Below are 16,038 nucleotides of genomic sequence, written 5' to 3'. Positions count from 1 at the left end.
ATGGTTCGGGCCAGTGGCGCCAGCAGCGGATGCGGTGCGAAGGTGCGCGCCCGCGCCACCACGTCGTCCTCCGGCAGCAGGGTGGCGGCGCCGGTGCGCCACCGATCGCCCCGGCGCACCCGGATGGTCGGATTCTCGGCGATATTGCGACCCCACCCCGACCGCATGCCGTGCTGGCAGATCATCCACGCGCCCTCGTCGTCGAACAGCACCGAGACCGGAACCCGGCGCGGGGCGCCGGATTTGCGGCCGATGGTCTCGATCTCGGTGGCCAGCGTGGTGCGCACGCCCACCCGATCCAGCGCCCGCACCGTCGGATTCATGAGGTAGCGGCCGAGCGCGCGTTCCCGCCGGAACTTGCGGGCCGCCCGGTCGTCGGCGGAGCGCGAGGCGGAGGAGCGCTTGCTGCGGAAGGCGTCGACACCGTGGTGGCGCACCATGTTCACGGCCGTGAGCCAGGGGGAGCGGGCCGGATCCGGATCCGCCCCGGAGCCCATGCGGTGCAGTTGGTCGGTGTGCCACTGCAGATCCAGCGCGCCGTCGAATGCTTTCAGAGTGCCGTTGGCCGCCAACCGCGGCGGCAGGCCCAGGGTGATATGCGGCGGGCGCAGCACCTCGGTGCGCCCGGTGAGCAGATCGGCCGCGGCGGTGGGGAACACGGCGGTCGGGCGGCCCAGCCCGACCACATCGCAGCGCCCGGAGGCGACCGCCGCGGCCATCGCCGCGGCGGAGCGGAACCCACCCGTCACCGCGACCGGCGTGGAGCCGGCCATGCTGCGCACGGTGTCGGCGTAGTCCAGGAAATACGCCTCCCGGGCGCGGGTGCTCGCCGCGACCGTGCGCGGTCGGCCCATCATGGCGGGGGATTCGTAACTGCCGCCGCTGATCTCGACGAGGTCGACGGCTTCGGCCGCCAGCCGGGCCACCACCTCCCGCGATTCCGCTTCGGTGAAGCCACCGCGCTGGAAATCGGCCGAGTTCAACTTGATTCCGAGGGCGAAACCGGGGCTCACCTGAGCCCGAATGGATTTCACCACCTCGAGTACGAATCGCGACCGCCGCTCGGGATCACCGCCCCAGGCGTCGGTGCGGCGATTCGACAGCGGCGACAGGAACTGCGACACCAGATAGCCGTGTGCCCCGTGGATCTGCACGCCGTCGAATCCGGCCGCCTCCGCCACCCGGGCGGCGGTGCCGAAGCGGCCGACGATGTCCAGGATCTCGTCCTCGGTGAGTTCGCGCGGGGCGGGCAGACCCGGAATGGTCAGCGCGACGGCCGACGGCGCGACCGGGCGGTGCCGGGTGACGAGCGGGTTGGCCTGCCGACCCGGGTGATTGAGCTGGACCCACACCGGCGTGCCGCCGTCCTTGCCCGCCTTGGCCCAGCGGGTCAGGGCCCCGAGGTGGCGCTCGTCCTCCATGGCCACATTGCCGGGTTCGCCGAGGTGGCGGCCGTCCACCATGACATTGCCGGTGACGAGCAGTCCGTAGCCGCCCGCGCCCCAGCGGCGGTACAGCCGTTCGAGGCGTTCGTCGGGTGCGAGGTCGGCGTTGCCCAGGCCCTCGCTGAGGGCGGACTTCATGATCCGGTTGGGTAGGGTCCGGCCGCAGGCGAGCGGTAGCGGATCGTGCAGGGTCGGCATCGTCGGCCCCCGTTCGTGTGGAGTGGTTGCCCGGTTTGGTAGACCAATCGGTATACTCGGACGGTAGTACACCAACCGGTCTAGGACAAGGCCGTAGACTGACCATCGCGGGCCGACGCGGAAAGGGGTGCGCGGATGGGAGCCAGGGACAAACTGGTCGACAGTGCGATCGACCTCATGCGCCGCTACGGCATCGCGGGCACCGGCGTGGCGCAACTGCTCGAGCACAGCGGCATCTCGCGTCGCTCGATCTATCTGAACTTCCCGGGCGGCAAGGCTGAACTGGTCGCCGAGGCCACCCGGGCGGCCGGTGCGGCGTCAAGTGCCCTTATCCGAACTTTCGCGGCGGGCGCCGATGTGGTCTCCGGTATCGCCGCCGTACCGGGGATCTGGCGGGAAGCCCTCATAGCCAGCGATTTCTCCGCAGGCTGCCCGATCGTGGCCGCCGCGCTGGGGCGCGCGGAATCGGCCGCCGCCGCCGACGCCGCCGGGGACGTCTTCGCCGAATGGGAGGACATCCTCACCGAGCGCCTGCGGGCCGAGCGGGTCGACCCCGAGACCGCGCGCACGCTGGCGACCACCATCATCGCCGCAGTAGAGGGCGCGATTGTCATGTCATTGGCACAGCGGTCCGCCGAACCGTTGGAGCGCACCGGGAAACAGTTGACGGCCCTGGTCGCCCAGTACACCCGCGCCGCCGCCACCGCGAACCGACACCTCGCGTAATACCGTGCAGTGCACGGTTTTCCGATCTTGCGGAGTCGGTCGAGGATTCGCTGTGATGCTGCTACTGTGTTCGAGTCGTCGGGATCGCAGTCCGCGCGCAATGAAAGCCGCTGCCGCGCGCGCGATCTCCGAACACTCGACATGAGCTGCGAGGAAGGGCGAGACCGAACGCTGTGAATCTATCCATCGCCATGGTGATTTCCTGGGTCGTCGCTCTGTTGCTCCTCGGAGCGCTCGGTGCCTATGCGGTACGGGAGCGCACGCGCGCCCGGGCGCTGGAGCGCGAGCTTCGGATGCGCACCGAAGCCTGGGAGCAGAGCCGACTCGAATTCGAAGAGGAAGCGCGCCAAGCCGTCGCCCGTGCCGAGGCATCGGTGCGCGCCGAACTGGAATCCGGTGCGCGCACGGCCACCGGCGCGGCGGTGCGCTCCTTCGGCACCTCCGTGGTGAGCCTCGGCGCGGACGTGGGTCAGGTGGTGAGCAACGCGCTGCGCGAACATCGCGGCGACGAGGTCTACGAAACCCTCACCCGCATCGACCACAGCGTGCAGCAGATGCTGCGCCAGGCCCAGTCGTACGTGATCGTCTCCGGCGGCCTGCCCGGCCGCCGCTGGCCGCAGCAGCCGCTCACCGACATCGTCGGCGGTGCGATCGGCCGCGTGCGCGACTTCACCCGGGTGCGGTTCAACCAGCTCGACCGGGTGGTCATCAGCCGCGCCGTGGAACCGCTGGTGCACACCATCGCGACGCTGCTGGACAACGCCCTGCGCTATTCGCCGCCCACCTCGTACGTGGACGTCGGATTCCAGGAGGGGCACCACGGCGTCACCATCATCATCGACGACGCCGGCGTGCGCATGAACAACGAGCAGATGGAGGAGGCCCGCCAGGTGCTCGCGGGCGAGCGCTCGGTCGACATCCACCAGCTCGGACCCACCCCCCGCGTCGGCTTCCCCAGCGTCTCCGCGCTGGCCCGCCGCTACGGCTTCACCGTCTACGTGGACGGCCCCAACGCCTACGGCGGCACCAGGGCCATGGTGTTCGTGCCCGAGGCGCTGTTCGTTCCCCGCCGCGCCGGAGTCGACGGCCCGGCCACCGAGGTGGTGCCGGTGCCGCAGGTCGACGCCCCCGCACCCGACCCCGCGCCGGCCCCGGCGCCGACCGAGGAGCCCGCATCGGTGCGCGATATCACCGAAGGTGGTCTGCCCAAACGCCGTCGCCGGTCGCCCGCGCTCGCGGCCGTGGGCACCGCTCGGGAGCCGCGCCCTGAGGCGGAAACGCAGCAGGACACCAGCACCATTGCTCGACCCGATATCGCCGCCGCCTGGCACAGCGGTTCGCAGAGCGGCCGCGCCGCCGCGCGTTGACAGCGCACGTTGACACCGAAGGGATGACGTTTCCGATGGGAACACCCGGCACCGCCGTAACCGAACGCGCCAACAAATTGGCGTGGATGCTCAGCGAATTGGAGATTCCGGGCGTGCGTTTCGCCGTCCTACTCTCCGATGACGGGCTCCGGATCGCGCACACCGGTGGTATCGGCGTGGACGACGCCGAGCGCTTCGCCGCCGCGGCGTCGGGCCTGCGTTCACTGGGCAAGGCGCTCGGCGAGTTCTGCGGCAATTCGAACTCGGTGCGCCAGAACATGACCGAGTACGACGGCGGGATGATCTTCATCACCGCCGCCGGCGTGGGTGCGCTGCTAGGGGTGGCCACCACCACCGAGGTGGACGTCAGCCTGGTCGCGCACCGCATGAACGCGCTCGCGGTCCGCGTCGGGCACGAACTGGGTTCGATGTCGAACCAGAGGGTTGGCGGCGACCTGCAATGACCGGGCAGCGGCGGGATCCGGACCTGGTCCGGGCGTACGTGCGCACGGGCGGCCGGAGCCGGCCGACCCGGAATCTGGGCTTGGTCACCCTGGTGATCGCGGCGCGGGAACCCGACCCCGGGGCCACCCCCGACGCGATCCGGGTGCTGAGTATCTGCCGTCGTGGCGTCCTGTCGCTCGCCGAGGTCGCGGCATATCTCGACCTGCCGCCGTCCGTCGTGAAGATCGTCGCAGCCGACCTGCTCGACAGCGGACACCTGACCACTCCTACCCCGGCCGAGGAACTGCCGGATGCTGCGTTGCTGGAGGAGGTACTGAATGGGCTCCGCGCTCTCTCGGCCTGAGCTCGTCGTCGATCACGTTCCCGATACCGTCACCCGGTCGGTGAAGCTGTTGGTGGCGGGCAATTTCGGCGTCGGCAAGACCACCTTCGTCGCGAGCGTTTCCGAGATCCGGCCGCTGCACACGGAGGAGACCATTACCGAAGCCAGTGTGGGCGTGGACGATATGGCCGGATTGCCCGGTAAGACGACCACCACCGTGGCCATGGACTTCGGTCGCATCACCCTGAATCCGCGGTTGGCCCTGTACCTGTTCGGCACTCCGGGACAGCATCGCTTCGTCCCGCTGTGGGAGGAGTTGGCCCGCGGCGCGCTGGGCGCGCTGGTCCTGGTCGACACCCGGCGGATCGAACAGTCCGACGAGGTGCTGGCGCTGCTGGAGGAGCGTGAGGTGCCCTACGCCGTCGGCATCAACGAGTTCGACGACGCGGTCCGGTACCCGCTCGAGGAGGTGCGCGACGCACTCGACCTCACCCCCGACACCCCGCTGATGGCGCTCGACGCCCGCGATCGCGGCACCTGTGTGCGTTCCCTGATCACGCTGGTGGAATACCTGTCCCGCCGTGCGGGGTCCATGCGGTGACCCGCAATTTCATCGAGCCGATCACCGCCCCGGTGCCCTACGGCTCGCCCATCGGCTCCGATGGACCCCGGATCGCCATGTACACCGCCGAATTCGCGGCCGACCCGCACGGCGCCTACGCCGAGATGCGCCGGCGCTTCGGCCCGATGGCCCCGGTCGACCTCGCCCCGGGCGTACCCGCCACCCTGGTCATCGGATACCGCACCGCCGTGCGAATCCTCAACGACCCCGAGCACTTTCCCGCCGATCCCCGGTACTGGCAGCGCACCGCACCCGCCGACAGTCCGATCATGCCGATGCTGGAATGGCGGCCGAACGCCTTGCGCAGTGCGGGCAATGAGCACATTCGGTACCGGCAGGCCAATGTGGCGGCCATCCGCGCCGTGGACCTCTACGCGCTGCACGACACCGTGGAGCGCATCGCGATACCGTTGATCAACGCCTTCTGCGCGTCCGGAAGCGCGGATCTGATGGCCCAGTACGCGTTTCCGCTCGCCTTCGAGGCGGTCAATGCCCTGCTGGGCTGCCCGGCGGAAATCGGCCAGCGCATCGCCGCCGGTATGGCCGCCATCTTCGACGGCGTCGACGCCGAACAGGGCAACCGCGTCCTCACCGAGGCCATTCTGGAACTGGTGCTCGGCAAGCGATCCCGGCCCGGTGACGACATCGTCTCCCGACTGGCCGCCGATCCGGCCGAACTGTCCGACGAGGAGATGATCCACCAGATCGTCACCCTCTACGGCGCGGGCATCGAACCGGCGCAGAACCTCATCGTGAACGCGCTGCGGCACATGCTCGTCGACAGCACCCTGGCCGACGGCCTGCACGCGGGCAGCCTCACCACCCGCGATGCCCTGGACCGGGTGCTCTACACCGATCCGCCCATGGCCAACTACTGCGTGAGCTATCCGCGCCAGCCCATGCTCATCGACGGAGTGTGGCTGCCCGCGCATCAGCCGGTGGTGATCAGCATGGCCGCCTGCAACAACGATCCGGACATCGGTGCGGGGCGGGCGCTGCACAATCGCGCGCATCTGTCCTGGGGCGTAGGCCCGCACGCCTGTCCGGCCCGCCCGACGGCGTACCTGATCGCCGAGGACGCCATCGACCAACTGCTCGACGCACTGCCCGACCTGCGGCTCGGCGTCGCCGTGGACGAATTGGCCTGGCGGCCGGGGCCTTTCCACCGGTCCCTCACCGCGCTGCCGGTCGTCTTCCCCCCGACTGCTCCGTTGACCGTGCCGTAAGGAGAAAGCGTGACCACCGACCCCATCGTCCTGGATCCCACAGGGGCCGACATCCAGGGCGAGATCAATCGACTACGCGAGCGTGGACCGGCGAGCCTGGTGGAACTGCCCGGCGGCGTGACCGCGTGGTCGGTCACCGATACCGCGCTGCTGGAAAGCCTGCTCACCGATTCGCGCGTCTCCAAGGATCCGCGCCAGCACTGGCCCGCCTTCATCAACGGTGAGATCCCGCAGGACTGGCCGCTGTTCCTGTGGGTGGCGGTCAACAATATGTTCACCGCCTACGGGGCCGATCATCGGCGGCTGCGCCGACTCGTCGCGCCCGCCTTCACCGCGCGCCGCACCGCGGCCCTGCAACCGCGCATCGAGGCCATCACCGCGGAACTGCTCGACGCCATCGCCGCCACTCCGGCCGGGGAGCCGGTCGACCTGCGGGAGGCGTTCTGCTACCCGCTGCCGATCCGGGTGATCTCCGAACTCATGGGCGTGCCCGACGAATTGGTGCCCGGCCTGCGCAAGTGCGCGGACGGCGTCTTCGACACCACCCTCGGCCCCGAGGAGTCACAGGCGAACTACCTGGAGCTCTACCGGATTCTGGGTGAGCTGATCGCCTACAAGCGCGCGACGCCGGGCGACGATATGACCAGCGTGCTCATCACCGCCCGCGACGAGGACGGGTCGACGCTGGAGGAGCAGGAACTCGTCGACACCCTGCTGCTGGTCATCACCGCCGGGCACGAGACCACCATCAACCTGTTGGACCAGGCCATCTTCGCCACCCTCACCCATCCGGAGGCGCGCGCCGACCTGATGGCGGGCCGGGCGGCCTGGTCGGACCTGGTGGAGGAATCGCTCCGGCTGGAGGGTGCGGTCGTACATGTGCCGCTGCGCTACGCGGTGGACGACATCGAACTCGACGGCGTGCGCATCGCCAAGGGCGAACCGATCCTGGCCTGCTACGCCGGACCCGGCCGCGACCCGAAGGTGCACGGGGACACCGCCGGTCAACTCGACCTGGCGCGCGCGGACAAGAGCCATATGGCCTTCGGCTACGGCGCGCACCACTGCCTGGGTGCCCCGCTGGCCCGGCTGGAGGCCAATTCCGCGCTGCCCGCGCTGTTCCGGCGCTTCCCGGACATGCGGCTCGCGGTCGCGCCGGACCAGCTGACACCCCTGGCCAGCTTCATCTCCAACGGGCACACCGCCGTGCCGGTGTATCTGGAGGCGTAGCCGGGAGACCTGGCGCGGCGGCCGCGCTAGTCGGCCGTGGCCGCCGCCTTGGCCTCCGGGGTCACCGGATCCAGGAGATCGTCGAAGTCGTGGTGCTTCTCCACGAAGTGCGCGACAAAGGGGCAGACGGGGACGACGCGTTTACCCTGTTTCCGGGTCTCGGTGAGCGCCGCGTGGATCAGGACGCTGCCCAGGCCCCGGCCGGAGAACCGATCATCGAGTTCGGTGTGGTAGAAGATGCGCTGGTCACCGGTATCCACATAAGCGGCCAGTCCGGCGCGTTCACCATCCACCTCGATATCGAACTGTTCCGGGGTGGCGTCGTCCCGCTGGATGACGGTCGGGTCGCTCATATTTCCTCGCTTTCGATCGGTTCGCCGCGCGGCGAAGTGGTTCAGCCCTGCTGGACGACCTCGATGCCGAGGGTGAGGGTGATCTTGTCGCCGATCACCGCGCCACCGTCGGCCAGAGGCATATCGATAGTGATTCCCCAATCTCGGCGATTGATGACCGTCTTGGCCTCGAAACCGGCTACCGGGCCCTGACCCATGCCCGGATTCACGCCCAGGAACTCCACCTCGAGGGTGACCGGCTTGGTGACTCCGGCGATGCTGAACTCGCCGTCGACCTCGAAGTCCTCGCCGTTGACCCGGAAACCGGTGGACTTGAAGGTGGCCAGCGGGAAGTTCTCGGCATTGAAGAAGTCGGCGGTGCGCAGGTGGGCGTCGCGCTGCGGATTGTCGGTGGTCACCGAGTCCACGCGGATCTCGGCCTCGGCGCTGGCGGTGCCGTCCTCGCCGATGACGAGTTGGCCGGAGAAGTCGGTGAAGCGGCCGCGGACCTTGGACACCATCAGGTGGCGTACCGCGAAGCCGAGCGTGGAATGCACGGCGTCGATGGTCCAGGTTCCGGCGGTCAGGGCGGTGGTGCTGGCGGTCATGATTACTCCTCGTTGTGGTTGTGCGGGTGTCGCGGTTGTGCGGTGTCGTGGTCGTGCGGTGTCGTGGTCGTGCGATGGGGGTCGAATCGGTTACTTGGCGGCGGCGGTGCGCTGCGCCAGTAGCGAGGCGTGGGTGGGCGCGTCCGGGACGTGTGCCGGGCGCGCGGCGGCGAATTCCCGGCGCAGTACCGGAATCACCTCCTCGCCCAGCAGATCCAGCTGCTCCAGCACGGTCCGCAGGGGCAGTCCGGCGTGGTCGATCAGGAACAGCTGCCGCTGGTAGTCGCCGAAGGATTCGCGGAAGGTCAGCGTCTTGTCGATGACCTGCTGCGGGCTGCCCACGGTGAGCGGTGTCTGATCCATGAAGTCCTCGAGCGAGGGTCCGTGGCCGTAGACGGGCGCGTTGTCGAAGTAGGGGCGGAACTCGCGGATGGCGTCCTGGGAGTTCTTGCGCATGAACACCTGTCCGCCCAGACCGACGATGGCCTGATCGGCCGAACCGTGCCCGTAGTGTTCGTAGCGCTGACGGTACAGCCCGATCAGCCGTTGGAAATGCTCCTTGGGCCAGAAGATGTTGTTGGCGAAGAAGCCGTCGCCGTAGTAGGCGGCCTGCTCGGCGATCTCGGGACTGCGGATGGAACCGTGCCACACGAACGGCGCGACGCCGTCGAGCGGGCGCGGGGTGGCGGCGAAGCCCTGGAGGGGAGTGCGGAAGCGGCCCTGCCAGTCCACCACGTCCTCGCGCCAGAGCCGGTGCAGCAGTTGGTAGTTCTCGATGGCCAGCGGAATGCCCTCGCGAATGTCCTGTCCGAACCAGGGGTAGACCGGTGCGGTGTTGCCGCGTCCGAGCATGAGGTCGACGCGACCGTCGGCCAGGTGCTGCAGCATGGCGAAGTCCTCGGCGATCTTCACCGGGTCGTTGGTGGTGATGAGCGTGGTCGCGGTGGACAGGATGAGCTTCTCGGTGCGCGCCGCGATATAGCCGAGCATGGTGGTCGGCGACGACGGCACGAACGGGGGATTGTGGTGCTCGCCGGTCGCGAATACGTCCAGGCCCACCTCTTCGGCCTTGTGCGCGATGGCGACCATCGCCTTGATGCGCTCGGCCTCGCTGGGGGTGCGGCCGGTGGTCGGGTCGGCGGTGACGTCACCGACCGTGAAGATTCCGAACTGCACGCGTCCTCCTCGTCGTGGCATCCACTTGGTGGATGTGGCAACCATATCGGCAATTTGTGGACATGGCAACCAAGTGAACGGCGAGCGGGTGCGCGGTTATTCCGACCGGCGCACGGTGATGCCGGCTACAGCTGGGACGGGCTCAGTCGCGCGGGTGCGGACGCGCGCCGTGCTCGGTCGGCTCGAGCGGCGGCCCGGTCACGGCGCAGTGCACCTTGCACTCCGGTTCGGCGTCCGGCGCGGCGGTGCTCAATGTGTCGTCACGGACGGTGGTGAAGGTGAGGACGGCGGCGCCGAGCATGAGCGCCACGCAGATGAGCAGCGCCACGCGGAAGCCGCTCGCGAAGACCGACGGATCGGTGTAGGCGTCGCCGGTGAGCCCCGCCAGTGGCGGAATGGCGGCCACCGCGAGCAGACCGGCCGCGCGGGCCACCGCATTGTTCACCCCGCTGGCGATGCCCGCGTGGCGTTCGGAGGCCGCGGCCAGCACGGTCGCGGTGAGCGGAGCCACCGCCAGGGACAACCCGAGGCCGAAGACCAGGGCGGCGGGCACCACATCCCACAGATACGAGGTGTCCGGTCCGATCCGGGTCATGAGCAGCATGCCGACCGCCGCGAGCAGCACGCCGACCGTGATCGGAAGGCGCGGCCCGATCCGCTGGGCGAGGGCCCCGGCCCGGGCCGACAGCAGCAGCATGAGCACGGTGACCGGCAGCATGGCCGTGCCCGCCGCGATCGGATCGAAGCCCGCCACCACCTGCAAGGTCAGCACCAGTAGAAAGAACACCACGCCCATGGCCCCGTACATGACGAAGGTGACCAGGTTGATGGAGGTGAACTGCCGGGACTTGAAGATGTCCACCGGGAGCATGGCGCGGGGGTGCGTGCCGCGTCCGGTGCGGCGGCGCTCCACCACGATGAAGGCGACGGCGGCGGCGACACCGGCCACGCCACCGGCGATCACCAGCGCCGTGTTCCCGGCCGCGTCGGGAGCCTCGGTGAGCGCGTAGGTGATTCCGGCCAGGCTCAGCGCCGCCAGCACCGCGCCGAGAATGTCGAACCTGCCGGTGGCCTCCTCGTCGAAGGTCTCGGGAACGTGCCGCAGCGTCACCGCGATCACCACGGCGGCCAGCGGCAGATTCAGCAGGAACACCCACCGCCACCCCGCGACGTCCACCAGCCAGCCGCCCAGGAACGGTCCGATGGCGCCGGCCACGCCGCCCAGTCCGGACCACGCGCCGACCGCCTTGGCGCGATCCTCCCGTGCGAACGACGCCTGGATGATGGCGAGTGATCCCGGCGTCAGCAGCGCCCCGCCCACGCCCTGCAGTGCCCGCGCCGCGATGAGCATCGAAATATCCTGCGCCGCACCGCACAGCGCCGACGCGATGGCGAACCACACCACGCCGATGAGGAACACCCTCTTTCGCCCGAACCGGTCCCCGAGCGATCCGCCCAGCAGGATCAGGCCCGCCAGCGTCAGCGTGTAGGCGTTGACCGTCCACTGCAATCCCGCCATGGACGAGCCGAACTCCGCGGCGATCCTGGGCAGCGCCACGTTCACGACCGTGGCGTCGAGCATGGCCATTCCCGACCCGAGCACCGTCGCCAGCAGTGTCCAGCGTCCCGCTCCCGACGACATCTGAATGCTCGCGGCCATGAGCACACCGTAACGGCGACCACCGACGAATGCCGAGTGGTCGCGTCCACTGCCCGGCGTCGCTCGGCGCGACGGCCTCGTCCGAGAGGCGGGGGACGGCGTCGTCGCGATCGACGCCGGGTGGTGCGGCCCCGGAAACTCCGTGGACCGATGCGCCTAGGCTGTACCTATGACAGCAGGAACTGCCGCCGACCTGGACAACGTCCGCGAGGTGGTGCACGAGGCGGCGCGCCGGGCCCGGGTGGCCTCGCGCACGCTCGCACAGCTCACCACCGCGCGCAAGAACGGGGCGCTGCACGCCGCCGCCGACGCGCTGCTCGCCGCGAAGGATCGGCTGCTCGCCGCCAATGCCGAGGACATCGAGATCGCCGCGGCGGGCGGCACCGCCGAGGCGCAGCTGGACCGGCTGCGGCTGACCGCGGCCCGCATCGACGGCATCGCCTCCGGGCTGCGGCAGGTCGCGGGCCTGCCGGATCCGATCGGCGACGTGGTGCGCGGGTCCACCCTGCCCAACGGCCTGGAGCTGCGGCAGGTGCGGGTGCCGCTCGGCGTGGTCGGCATGGTGTACGAGGCGCGGCCCAATGTCACGGTGGACGCCTTCGGGCTCACCCTCAAGTCGGGCAATGCAGCCCTGCTGCGCGGTTCCTCGTCCGCCGTGCGGTCCAATACCGCGCTGGTCGAGGTGTTGCGCGAAGCCCTTGCCGCACAGGGTCTCCCGTCGGATGCCGTGCAGCTGCTGCCCGCCGAGGACCGCTCCAGCGTCACGCACCTGATCCAGGCGCGCGGGCTGGTGGACGTGGTGATCCCGCGCGGCGGTGCCGGACTCATCAGCGCCGTGGTGCGCGACGCGCTGGTGCCGACCATCGAGACGGGCACCGGCAACTGCCACGTCTACGTGCATCGGGACGCGGATCTCGCGATGGCGGAATCGATTCTGCTCAATGCCAAGACCCGTCGCCCGAGCGTGTGCAACACCGCCGAGACGGTGCTCATCGACGCCGCCATCGCCGATACGGCGGTGCCGCGGCTGATCGCCGCGCTGGAGGGTGCGGGCGTCACCATCCACGGCGACCTGCCCGGCCTGGTGCCCGCCACCGATACCGACTGGGCCGACGAATACTTGTCCCTGGATATCGCCCTGAAGGTGGTCGACGATCTCGACGCGGCCGTCGAGCACATCAACCACTGGGGTACCGGGCACACCGAGGCGATCGTGACCGGCGATCTGCGGGCCGCCCGCGAATTCACCAATCGGGTGGACGCCGCCGCCGTCATGGTGAACGCCTCCACCGCCTTCACCGACGGTGAGCAGCTCGGCTTCGGCGCGGAGATCGGCATCTCCACCCAGAAGTTGCACGCTCGCGGCCCCATGGGCCTGCCGGAACTGACCTCCACCAAGTGGATCGTGTGGGGTGACGGGCAGATTCGGCCCGTGTAGTACAACTGGTGCGGATGGGTTTGTACACCGTACGGTGTACCCATCCGCCCCTCCAGGAAGGACAGCACCCTTGGCTCCGACATCCACTCCCATCCAGGAGCCGATCTTCTCGTCGGTCGACGATGTGATCGAGCGTCTCGCCCGCACCGGCTACCTGGCCGACAAGGGCACCGCCACGTCGGTATTCCTCGCCGACCGGCTCGGCAAGCCGCTGCTCATCGAGGGACCGGCCGGTGTCGGCAAGACCGAACTGTCCAAGGCCGTGGCCGAGGTCGCCGGGGCCGAGCTGGTGCGGTTGCAGTGCTATGAGGGCGTCGACGAATCGCGGGCGCTGTACGAGTGGAACCACGCCAAGCAGATCCTGCGCATCCAGGCGTCGTCGGAGAACGATTGGGCCGAGACCAAAGCCGACGTCTTCACCGAGGAGTTCCTGCTCTCCCGGCCGCTGCTGACCGCCATCCGGCGCGCCGATCCGACGGTGCTGCTCATCGACGAGACCGACAAGGCCGATGTCGAGATCGAGGGTCTGCTGCTCGAGGTGCTGAGCGACTTCTCGGTCACCGTCCCGGAACTGGGCACCATCACCGCCTCGCGCCGCCCGTTCGTGGTGCTCACCTCCAACGCCACCCGCGAACTGTCCGAGGCGCTGAAACGGCGCTGCCTGTACCTGCACATCGACTTCCCGGACGAGGAATTGGAGCGGCGCATCCTGGCCAGCCGGGTGCCCGAGCTGAAGCCCGCGGTGGCGGCGCAGTTGGTGCGGATCGTGCACGTGCTGCGCGGCATGCAGTTGAAGAAGCTGCCGTCGGTGGCCGAATCCATCGACTGGGCGCGCACCCTGCTCGCCCTCGGAGCCAAGGATCTGGACGACAAGACGGTGCGCGCCACCCTCGGCGTGGTGCTCAAACACCAGGCCGACCACCTCCGCGCGCTCAATGAGCTGAAGTTGGCGTGACGTCATGGTCGGCGGCGTACCCAACACTCCGCGGGCGCTGGTCTCGGCCGCCAAGCGCGCGGTGAGCGGCGGTTCGGCCCCCGGCGCGCGCGGGCAGGGCGAACTCGGGCCGACCGCGCCGCACGGTCTGTCCGGCCATCTGGTCGGCTTTGTGGAAGCCTTGCGCGCCAGGGGGATTCCGGTCGGACCGTCCGAGACCGTGGATGCCGGACGGGTGGTCACCGTCCTGGATCTCATGGATCGCGAGGTGCTGCGCGAGGGGTTGGCGTGCGCGCTGCTGCGGCGCACCAGCCAGCGCACCACCTTCGACGGGCTGTTCGATCTGTGGTTCCCGGCGGCGCTGGGGGAGCGGGTCGGAGCCGAGGACATCGAGATTCCGCACCGGCCCGATGGTTCGGTGGACATCATCGCGCTGCGGAAGATGTTGGGCGAGTTGCTGGCTCAGGACCCGTCCGGGGAGCGGGCGCAGCAGTTGCAGCTGCTGGCCGCGCAGCTGGTCGAGGAGATGGGGCAGTACCAATCCGCTTCCGGGCCATCCTTCTCCGCCTATCAGGCCCTCAAGGACCTGCAGCCGGAACTACTGGTGAGCAAGCTGCTGGCGGGACTGGCCACGGGCATGGACACCGATGCCGCACCGTCGGAGTTCGACAACGAGGTCGCGCGCCGGGCGGCCCGCCAGCGGGTCAAGGCGTTTCGCGGCACCGTGGAGGCCGAGACCCGCCGCCGTGTCGCCGAACGGCTGGGCCGGGAGCGGGTCGCCACCTACGGTGTGCAGCGTCAAGCCGAGGACGCCGACTTCCTGCGTCTGTCCGAGAACGAACTGGCCGAGCTGCGCCGCAGTTCGCAGCGGTTGGCGCGAGTGCTGGCCTCCCGCTTGGCTTCCCGCCGTCGTCGGGCGCGGCGCGGGGAGATCGACCTGCGCAAGACGCTGCGCAAATCCATGTCCACCGGCGGGGTGCCGGTCAACCTGGTCACTCGCAAACCGCGTCCCGGCCGCCCCGATCTCGTACTGCTGTGCGATATCTCGGGTTCGGTGGCCGGATTCTCCAGTTTCACCATGGTGCTGGTGAACGCGCTGCGCGAACAGTTCTCGCGGGTGCGGATTTTCGCCTTCGTCGACCGCGTGGACGAGGTCACCGGACTGTTCGACCAGGTCACCCCGCTCGACCAGGTGACCAAACGCATCTTCACCGAAACCCGGGTGGTCGGCATCGAGGGCCACTCCGACTACGGTTCGGCTCTGCGCGGTTTCGCCGACGACTTCCCCGACGCCGTCACCAGCCGCACCTCCCTGCTCATCCTCGGCGACGCCCGCACCAACTACCGCGATCCGGAACTGGCGGTGCTGAGCGGTCTCGCCGCCACCGCCAAACACTCCTACTGGCTCAACCCCGAGGCCGAGAAGATGTGGGGCACCGGCGATTCCGCCGCCCGCAAGTACGCCGAGATCGTCGAGATGCACGAATGCCGCAACGCCCGCCAGCTGACCGCCGTGGTCGGCCGCCTACTGCCGATCTGAGGAGACGCGATGGACGAATGGCTCGCCTACTGCCTCGCCAAACCCGGTGCCTGGCAGGACGAACCGTGGGAGGGCGATGTGGTCGCCAAGGTCGGCGACAAGATCTTCGCCTTCTTCGGCGACACCTCGCTCACCCTCAAATGCGGCCGCACCCGCGAGGAAGCCGACGAGCTGGTCCGGGTGTACCCCGACGACGTCTCGGCGTCGGCCTACATCGGCCGCTACGGCTGGAACAGCGTGCGCGTCGTCGGCAAGGTGCCCGAGGACGAGGTGCGCGAGCTCATCGACGGCTCCTACGCCGCCATCGTCAGCAAACTGCCCAAATCCAAACGCCCGGTTACCTGATCGGAACAGCGGACCACCATGATCGACTTCGGCCCGACCACCCCCGCCTTCCGCGCGGAAGTGGCCGCCTTCTACGCCGGTTTCGGCAACCCGACCGCCCTGCGCCACACCTTCCACGACGCCCTCCTCCTGATCCCCCTGACCCCCGACCACCGCATCACCACCTCGACCTACGGCGACATCGACTGGATCTGCGCCTTCACCGACGCCGAAGAATACGCACGCTGGCTGGCAGCGCGAGACGCCCTGACCCCCGAACACCCGTACCCCTACCAAACCGTCACCGGCCAGCGCCTGACCGATTTCGCCGCCACCCGCCCCAACCCGACCGGCATCGCGGTGGATATACAGGGCACCTCGCCCATGGCTTTCCCGCCGGACCTGCGCGAAACGGACGCCTGAGC

Annotated in this window: 17 protein-coding genes; 12 read left to right on the top strand and 5 right to left on the bottom strand. The window is 69.2% G+C overall.

What is annotated here, in order from left to right; genetic code table 11:
* Positions 1 to 1,643: nitroreductase family deazaflavin-dependent oxidoreductase (locus tag QK444_RS04140; RefSeq protein WP_282777198.1), on the bottom strand; the 1,643-nt coding region annotated here is incomplete at its 3' end.
* Between the two features lie 135 nt (positions 1,644 to 1,778).
* Here QK444_RS04140 and QK444_RS04135 point away from each other — a divergent pair.
* From QK444_RS04135 to QK444_RS04105, 7 genes are all read left to right on the top strand, one after another.
* Entirely contained in the window at positions 1,779 to 2,369 is a 591-nt protein-coding gene (locus QK444_RS04135) for a TetR/AcrR family transcriptional regulator (RefSeq protein WP_282777196.1), read from the top strand.
* A gap of 173 nt (positions 2,370 to 2,542) precedes the next feature.
* Complete coding sequence (locus QK444_RS04130; protein WP_282777194.1) at positions 2,543 to 3,736, top strand: ATP-binding protein; 1,194 nt, start codon at positions 2,543 to 2,545, stop codon at positions 3,734 to 3,736.
* Between the two features lie 35 nt (positions 3,737 to 3,771).
* Positions 3,772 to 4,200 carry a roadblock/LC7 domain-containing protein gene (locus QK444_RS04125; RefSeq protein ID WP_029927209.1) on the top strand — a complete coding sequence of 143 codons (429 nt, stop codon included), beginning with the start codon at positions 3,772 to 3,774 and terminating at the stop codon, positions 4,198 to 4,200.
* Positions 4,197 to 4,544, top strand: a complete 348-nt coding sequence (locus tag QK444_RS04120; protein ID WP_029927211.1) for a DUF742 domain-containing protein — start codon at positions 4,197 to 4,199, stop codon at positions 4,542 to 4,544. Before QK444_RS04125 ends, QK444_RS04120 begins: the two co-directional genes overlap by 4 nt.
* A complete protein-coding gene (locus QK444_RS04115; protein WP_282777190.1) occupies positions 4,519 to 5,124 on the top strand; it encodes an ATP/GTP-binding protein in 606 nt (201 codons plus the stop codon). The genes QK444_RS04120 and QK444_RS04115 overlap by 26 nt, the downstream gene beginning before the upstream one ends.
* Positions 5,125 to 5,201: 77 nt before the next feature.
* Positions 5,202 to 6,371 carry a cytochrome P450 gene (locus QK444_RS04110; protein WP_282777207.1) on the top strand — a complete coding sequence of 390 codons (1,170 nt, stop codon included), beginning with the start codon at positions 5,202 to 5,204 and terminating at the stop codon, positions 6,369 to 6,371.
* A gap of 9 nt (positions 6,372 to 6,380) precedes the next feature.
* Positions 6,381 to 7,601 (top strand): cytochrome P450, encoded by a 1,221-nt coding sequence (locus QK444_RS04105; protein ID WP_282777189.1) that lies wholly within the window; start codon positions 6,381 to 6,383, stop codon positions 7,599 to 7,601.
* Between the two features lie 26 nt (positions 7,602 to 7,627).
* Here QK444_RS04105 and QK444_RS04100 read toward each other — a convergent pair whose 3' ends face one another.
* The 4 genes from QK444_RS04100 to QK444_RS04085 form a co-directional block, all read right to left on the bottom strand.
* Positions 7,628 to 7,954, bottom strand: a complete 327-nt coding sequence (locus QK444_RS04100; protein ID WP_039811302.1) for a GNAT family N-acetyltransferase — start codon at positions 7,952 to 7,954, stop codon at positions 7,628 to 7,630.
* Positions 7,955 to 7,995: 41 nt separating this feature from the next.
* Positions 7,996 to 8,541 (bottom strand): YceI family protein, encoded by a 546-nt coding sequence (locus QK444_RS04095; protein WP_282777186.1) that lies wholly within the window; start codon positions 8,539 to 8,541, stop codon positions 7,996 to 7,998.
* A gap of 90 nt (positions 8,542 to 8,631) precedes the next feature.
* A complete protein-coding gene (locus QK444_RS04090) occupies positions 8,632 to 9,717 on the bottom strand; it encodes an LLM class flavin-dependent oxidoreductase (protein ID WP_282777184.1) in 1,086 nt (361 codons plus the stop codon).
* A 142-nt stretch (positions 9,718 to 9,859) separates the two neighbouring features.
* A complete protein-coding gene (locus QK444_RS04085; RefSeq protein ID WP_282777182.1) occupies positions 9,860 to 11,377 on the bottom strand; it encodes an MFS transporter in 1,518 nt (505 codons plus the stop codon).
* 169 nt (positions 11,378 to 11,546) lie between these two features.
* Between QK444_RS04085 and QK444_RS04080 the strand changes: the two genes are divergently transcribed.
* The 5 genes from QK444_RS04080 to QK444_RS04060 all read left to right on the top strand — a co-directional run bounded on the left by QK444_RS04080 (position 11,547) and on the right by QK444_RS04060 (position 16,036).
* On the top strand, positions 11,547 to 12,815 hold the full coding sequence (locus QK444_RS04080; protein WP_282777180.1) for a glutamate-5-semialdehyde dehydrogenase: 1,269 nt from the start codon (positions 11,547 to 11,549) through the stop codon (positions 12,813 to 12,815).
* A 70-nt stretch (positions 12,816 to 12,885) separates the two neighbouring features.
* The gene (locus QK444_RS04075) at positions 12,886 to 13,770 is read left to right on the top strand and encodes a MoxR family ATPase (protein ID WP_282777178.1); all 885 of its coding nucleotides are present in this window, start codon (positions 12,886 to 12,888) and stop codon (positions 13,768 to 13,770) included.
* Positions 13,771 to 13,774: 4 nt separating this feature from the next.
* Positions 13,775 to 15,289 carry a VWA domain-containing protein gene (locus tag QK444_RS04070; RefSeq protein WP_282777176.1) on the top strand — a complete coding sequence of 505 codons (1,515 nt, stop codon included), beginning with the start codon at positions 13,775 to 13,777 and terminating at the stop codon, positions 15,287 to 15,289.
* A 9-nt stretch (positions 15,290 to 15,298) separates the two neighbouring features.
* Positions 15,299 to 15,634, top strand: coding sequence for an MmcQ/YjbR family DNA-binding protein (locus QK444_RS04065; RefSeq protein ID WP_282777174.1), 336 nt, complete (start codon positions 15,299 to 15,301; stop codon positions 15,632 to 15,634).
* An 18-nt stretch (positions 15,635 to 15,652) separates the two neighbouring features.
* Positions 15,653 to 16,036: a hypothetical protein gene (locus tag QK444_RS04060; RefSeq protein WP_282777172.1), complete on the top strand. Its 384-nt coding sequence runs from the start codon at positions 15,653 to 15,655 to the stop codon at positions 16,034 to 16,036.
* Positions 16,037 to 16,038: the final 2 nt, after the last annotated feature.

It is taken from the genome of Nocardia sp. CC201C (assembly GCF_030010695.1).
GTDB lineage: Bacteria > Actinomycetota > Actinomycetes > Mycobacteriales > Mycobacteriaceae > Nocardia > Nocardia otitidiscaviarum.
Note: the sequence above shows the minus strand (reverse complement) of the source record. Positions and strands in the feature narration are given on the sequence as shown.

Bases quoted from the DNA above. Each gene is read 5' to 3' on its own strand.
- QK444_RS04135 (WP_282777196.1), top strand. From the start codon at position 1,779: ATGGGAGCCAGGGACAAACTGGTCGACAGTGCGATCGACCTCATGCGC.
- QK444_RS04125 (WP_029927209.1), top strand. From the start codon at position 3,772: ATGGGAACACCCGGCACCGCCGTAACCGAACGCGCCAACAAATTGGCG.
- QK444_RS04120 (WP_029927211.1), top strand. From the start codon at position 4,197: ATGACCGGGCAGCGGCGGGATCCGGACCTGGTCCGGGCGTACGTGCGC.
- QK444_RS04115 (WP_282777190.1), top strand. From the start codon at position 4,519: ATGGGCTCCGCGCTCTCTCGGCCTGAGCTCGTCGTCGATCACGTTCCC.
- QK444_RS04110 (WP_282777207.1), top strand. From the start codon at position 5,202: ATGTACACCGCCGAATTCGCGGCCGACCCGCACGGCGCCTACGCCGAG.
- QK444_RS04100 (WP_039811302.1), bottom strand. From the start codon at position 7,954: ATGAGCGACCCGACCGTCATCCAGCGGGACGACGCCACCCCGGAACAG.
- QK444_RS04095 (WP_282777186.1), bottom strand. From the start codon at position 8,541: ATGACCGCCAGCACCACCGCCCTGACCGCCGGAACCTGGACCATCGAC.
- QK444_RS04085 (WP_282777182.1), bottom strand. From the start codon at position 11,377: ATGGCCGCGAGCATTCAGATGTCGTCGGGAGCGGGACGCTGGACACTG.
- QK444_RS04080 (WP_282777180.1), top strand. From the start codon at position 11,547: ATGACAGCAGGAACTGCCGCCGACCTGGACAACGTCCGCGAGGTGGTG.
- QK444_RS04070 (WP_282777176.1), top strand. From the start codon at position 13,775: ATGGTCGGCGGCGTACCCAACACTCCGCGGGCGCTGGTCTCGGCCGCC.
- QK444_RS04065 (WP_282777174.1), top strand. From the start codon at position 15,299: ATGGACGAATGGCTCGCCTACTGCCTCGCCAAACCCGGTGCCTGGCAG.
- QK444_RS04060 (WP_282777172.1), top strand. From the start codon at position 15,653: ATGATCGACTTCGGCCCGACCACCCCCGCCTTCCGCGCGGAAGTGGCC.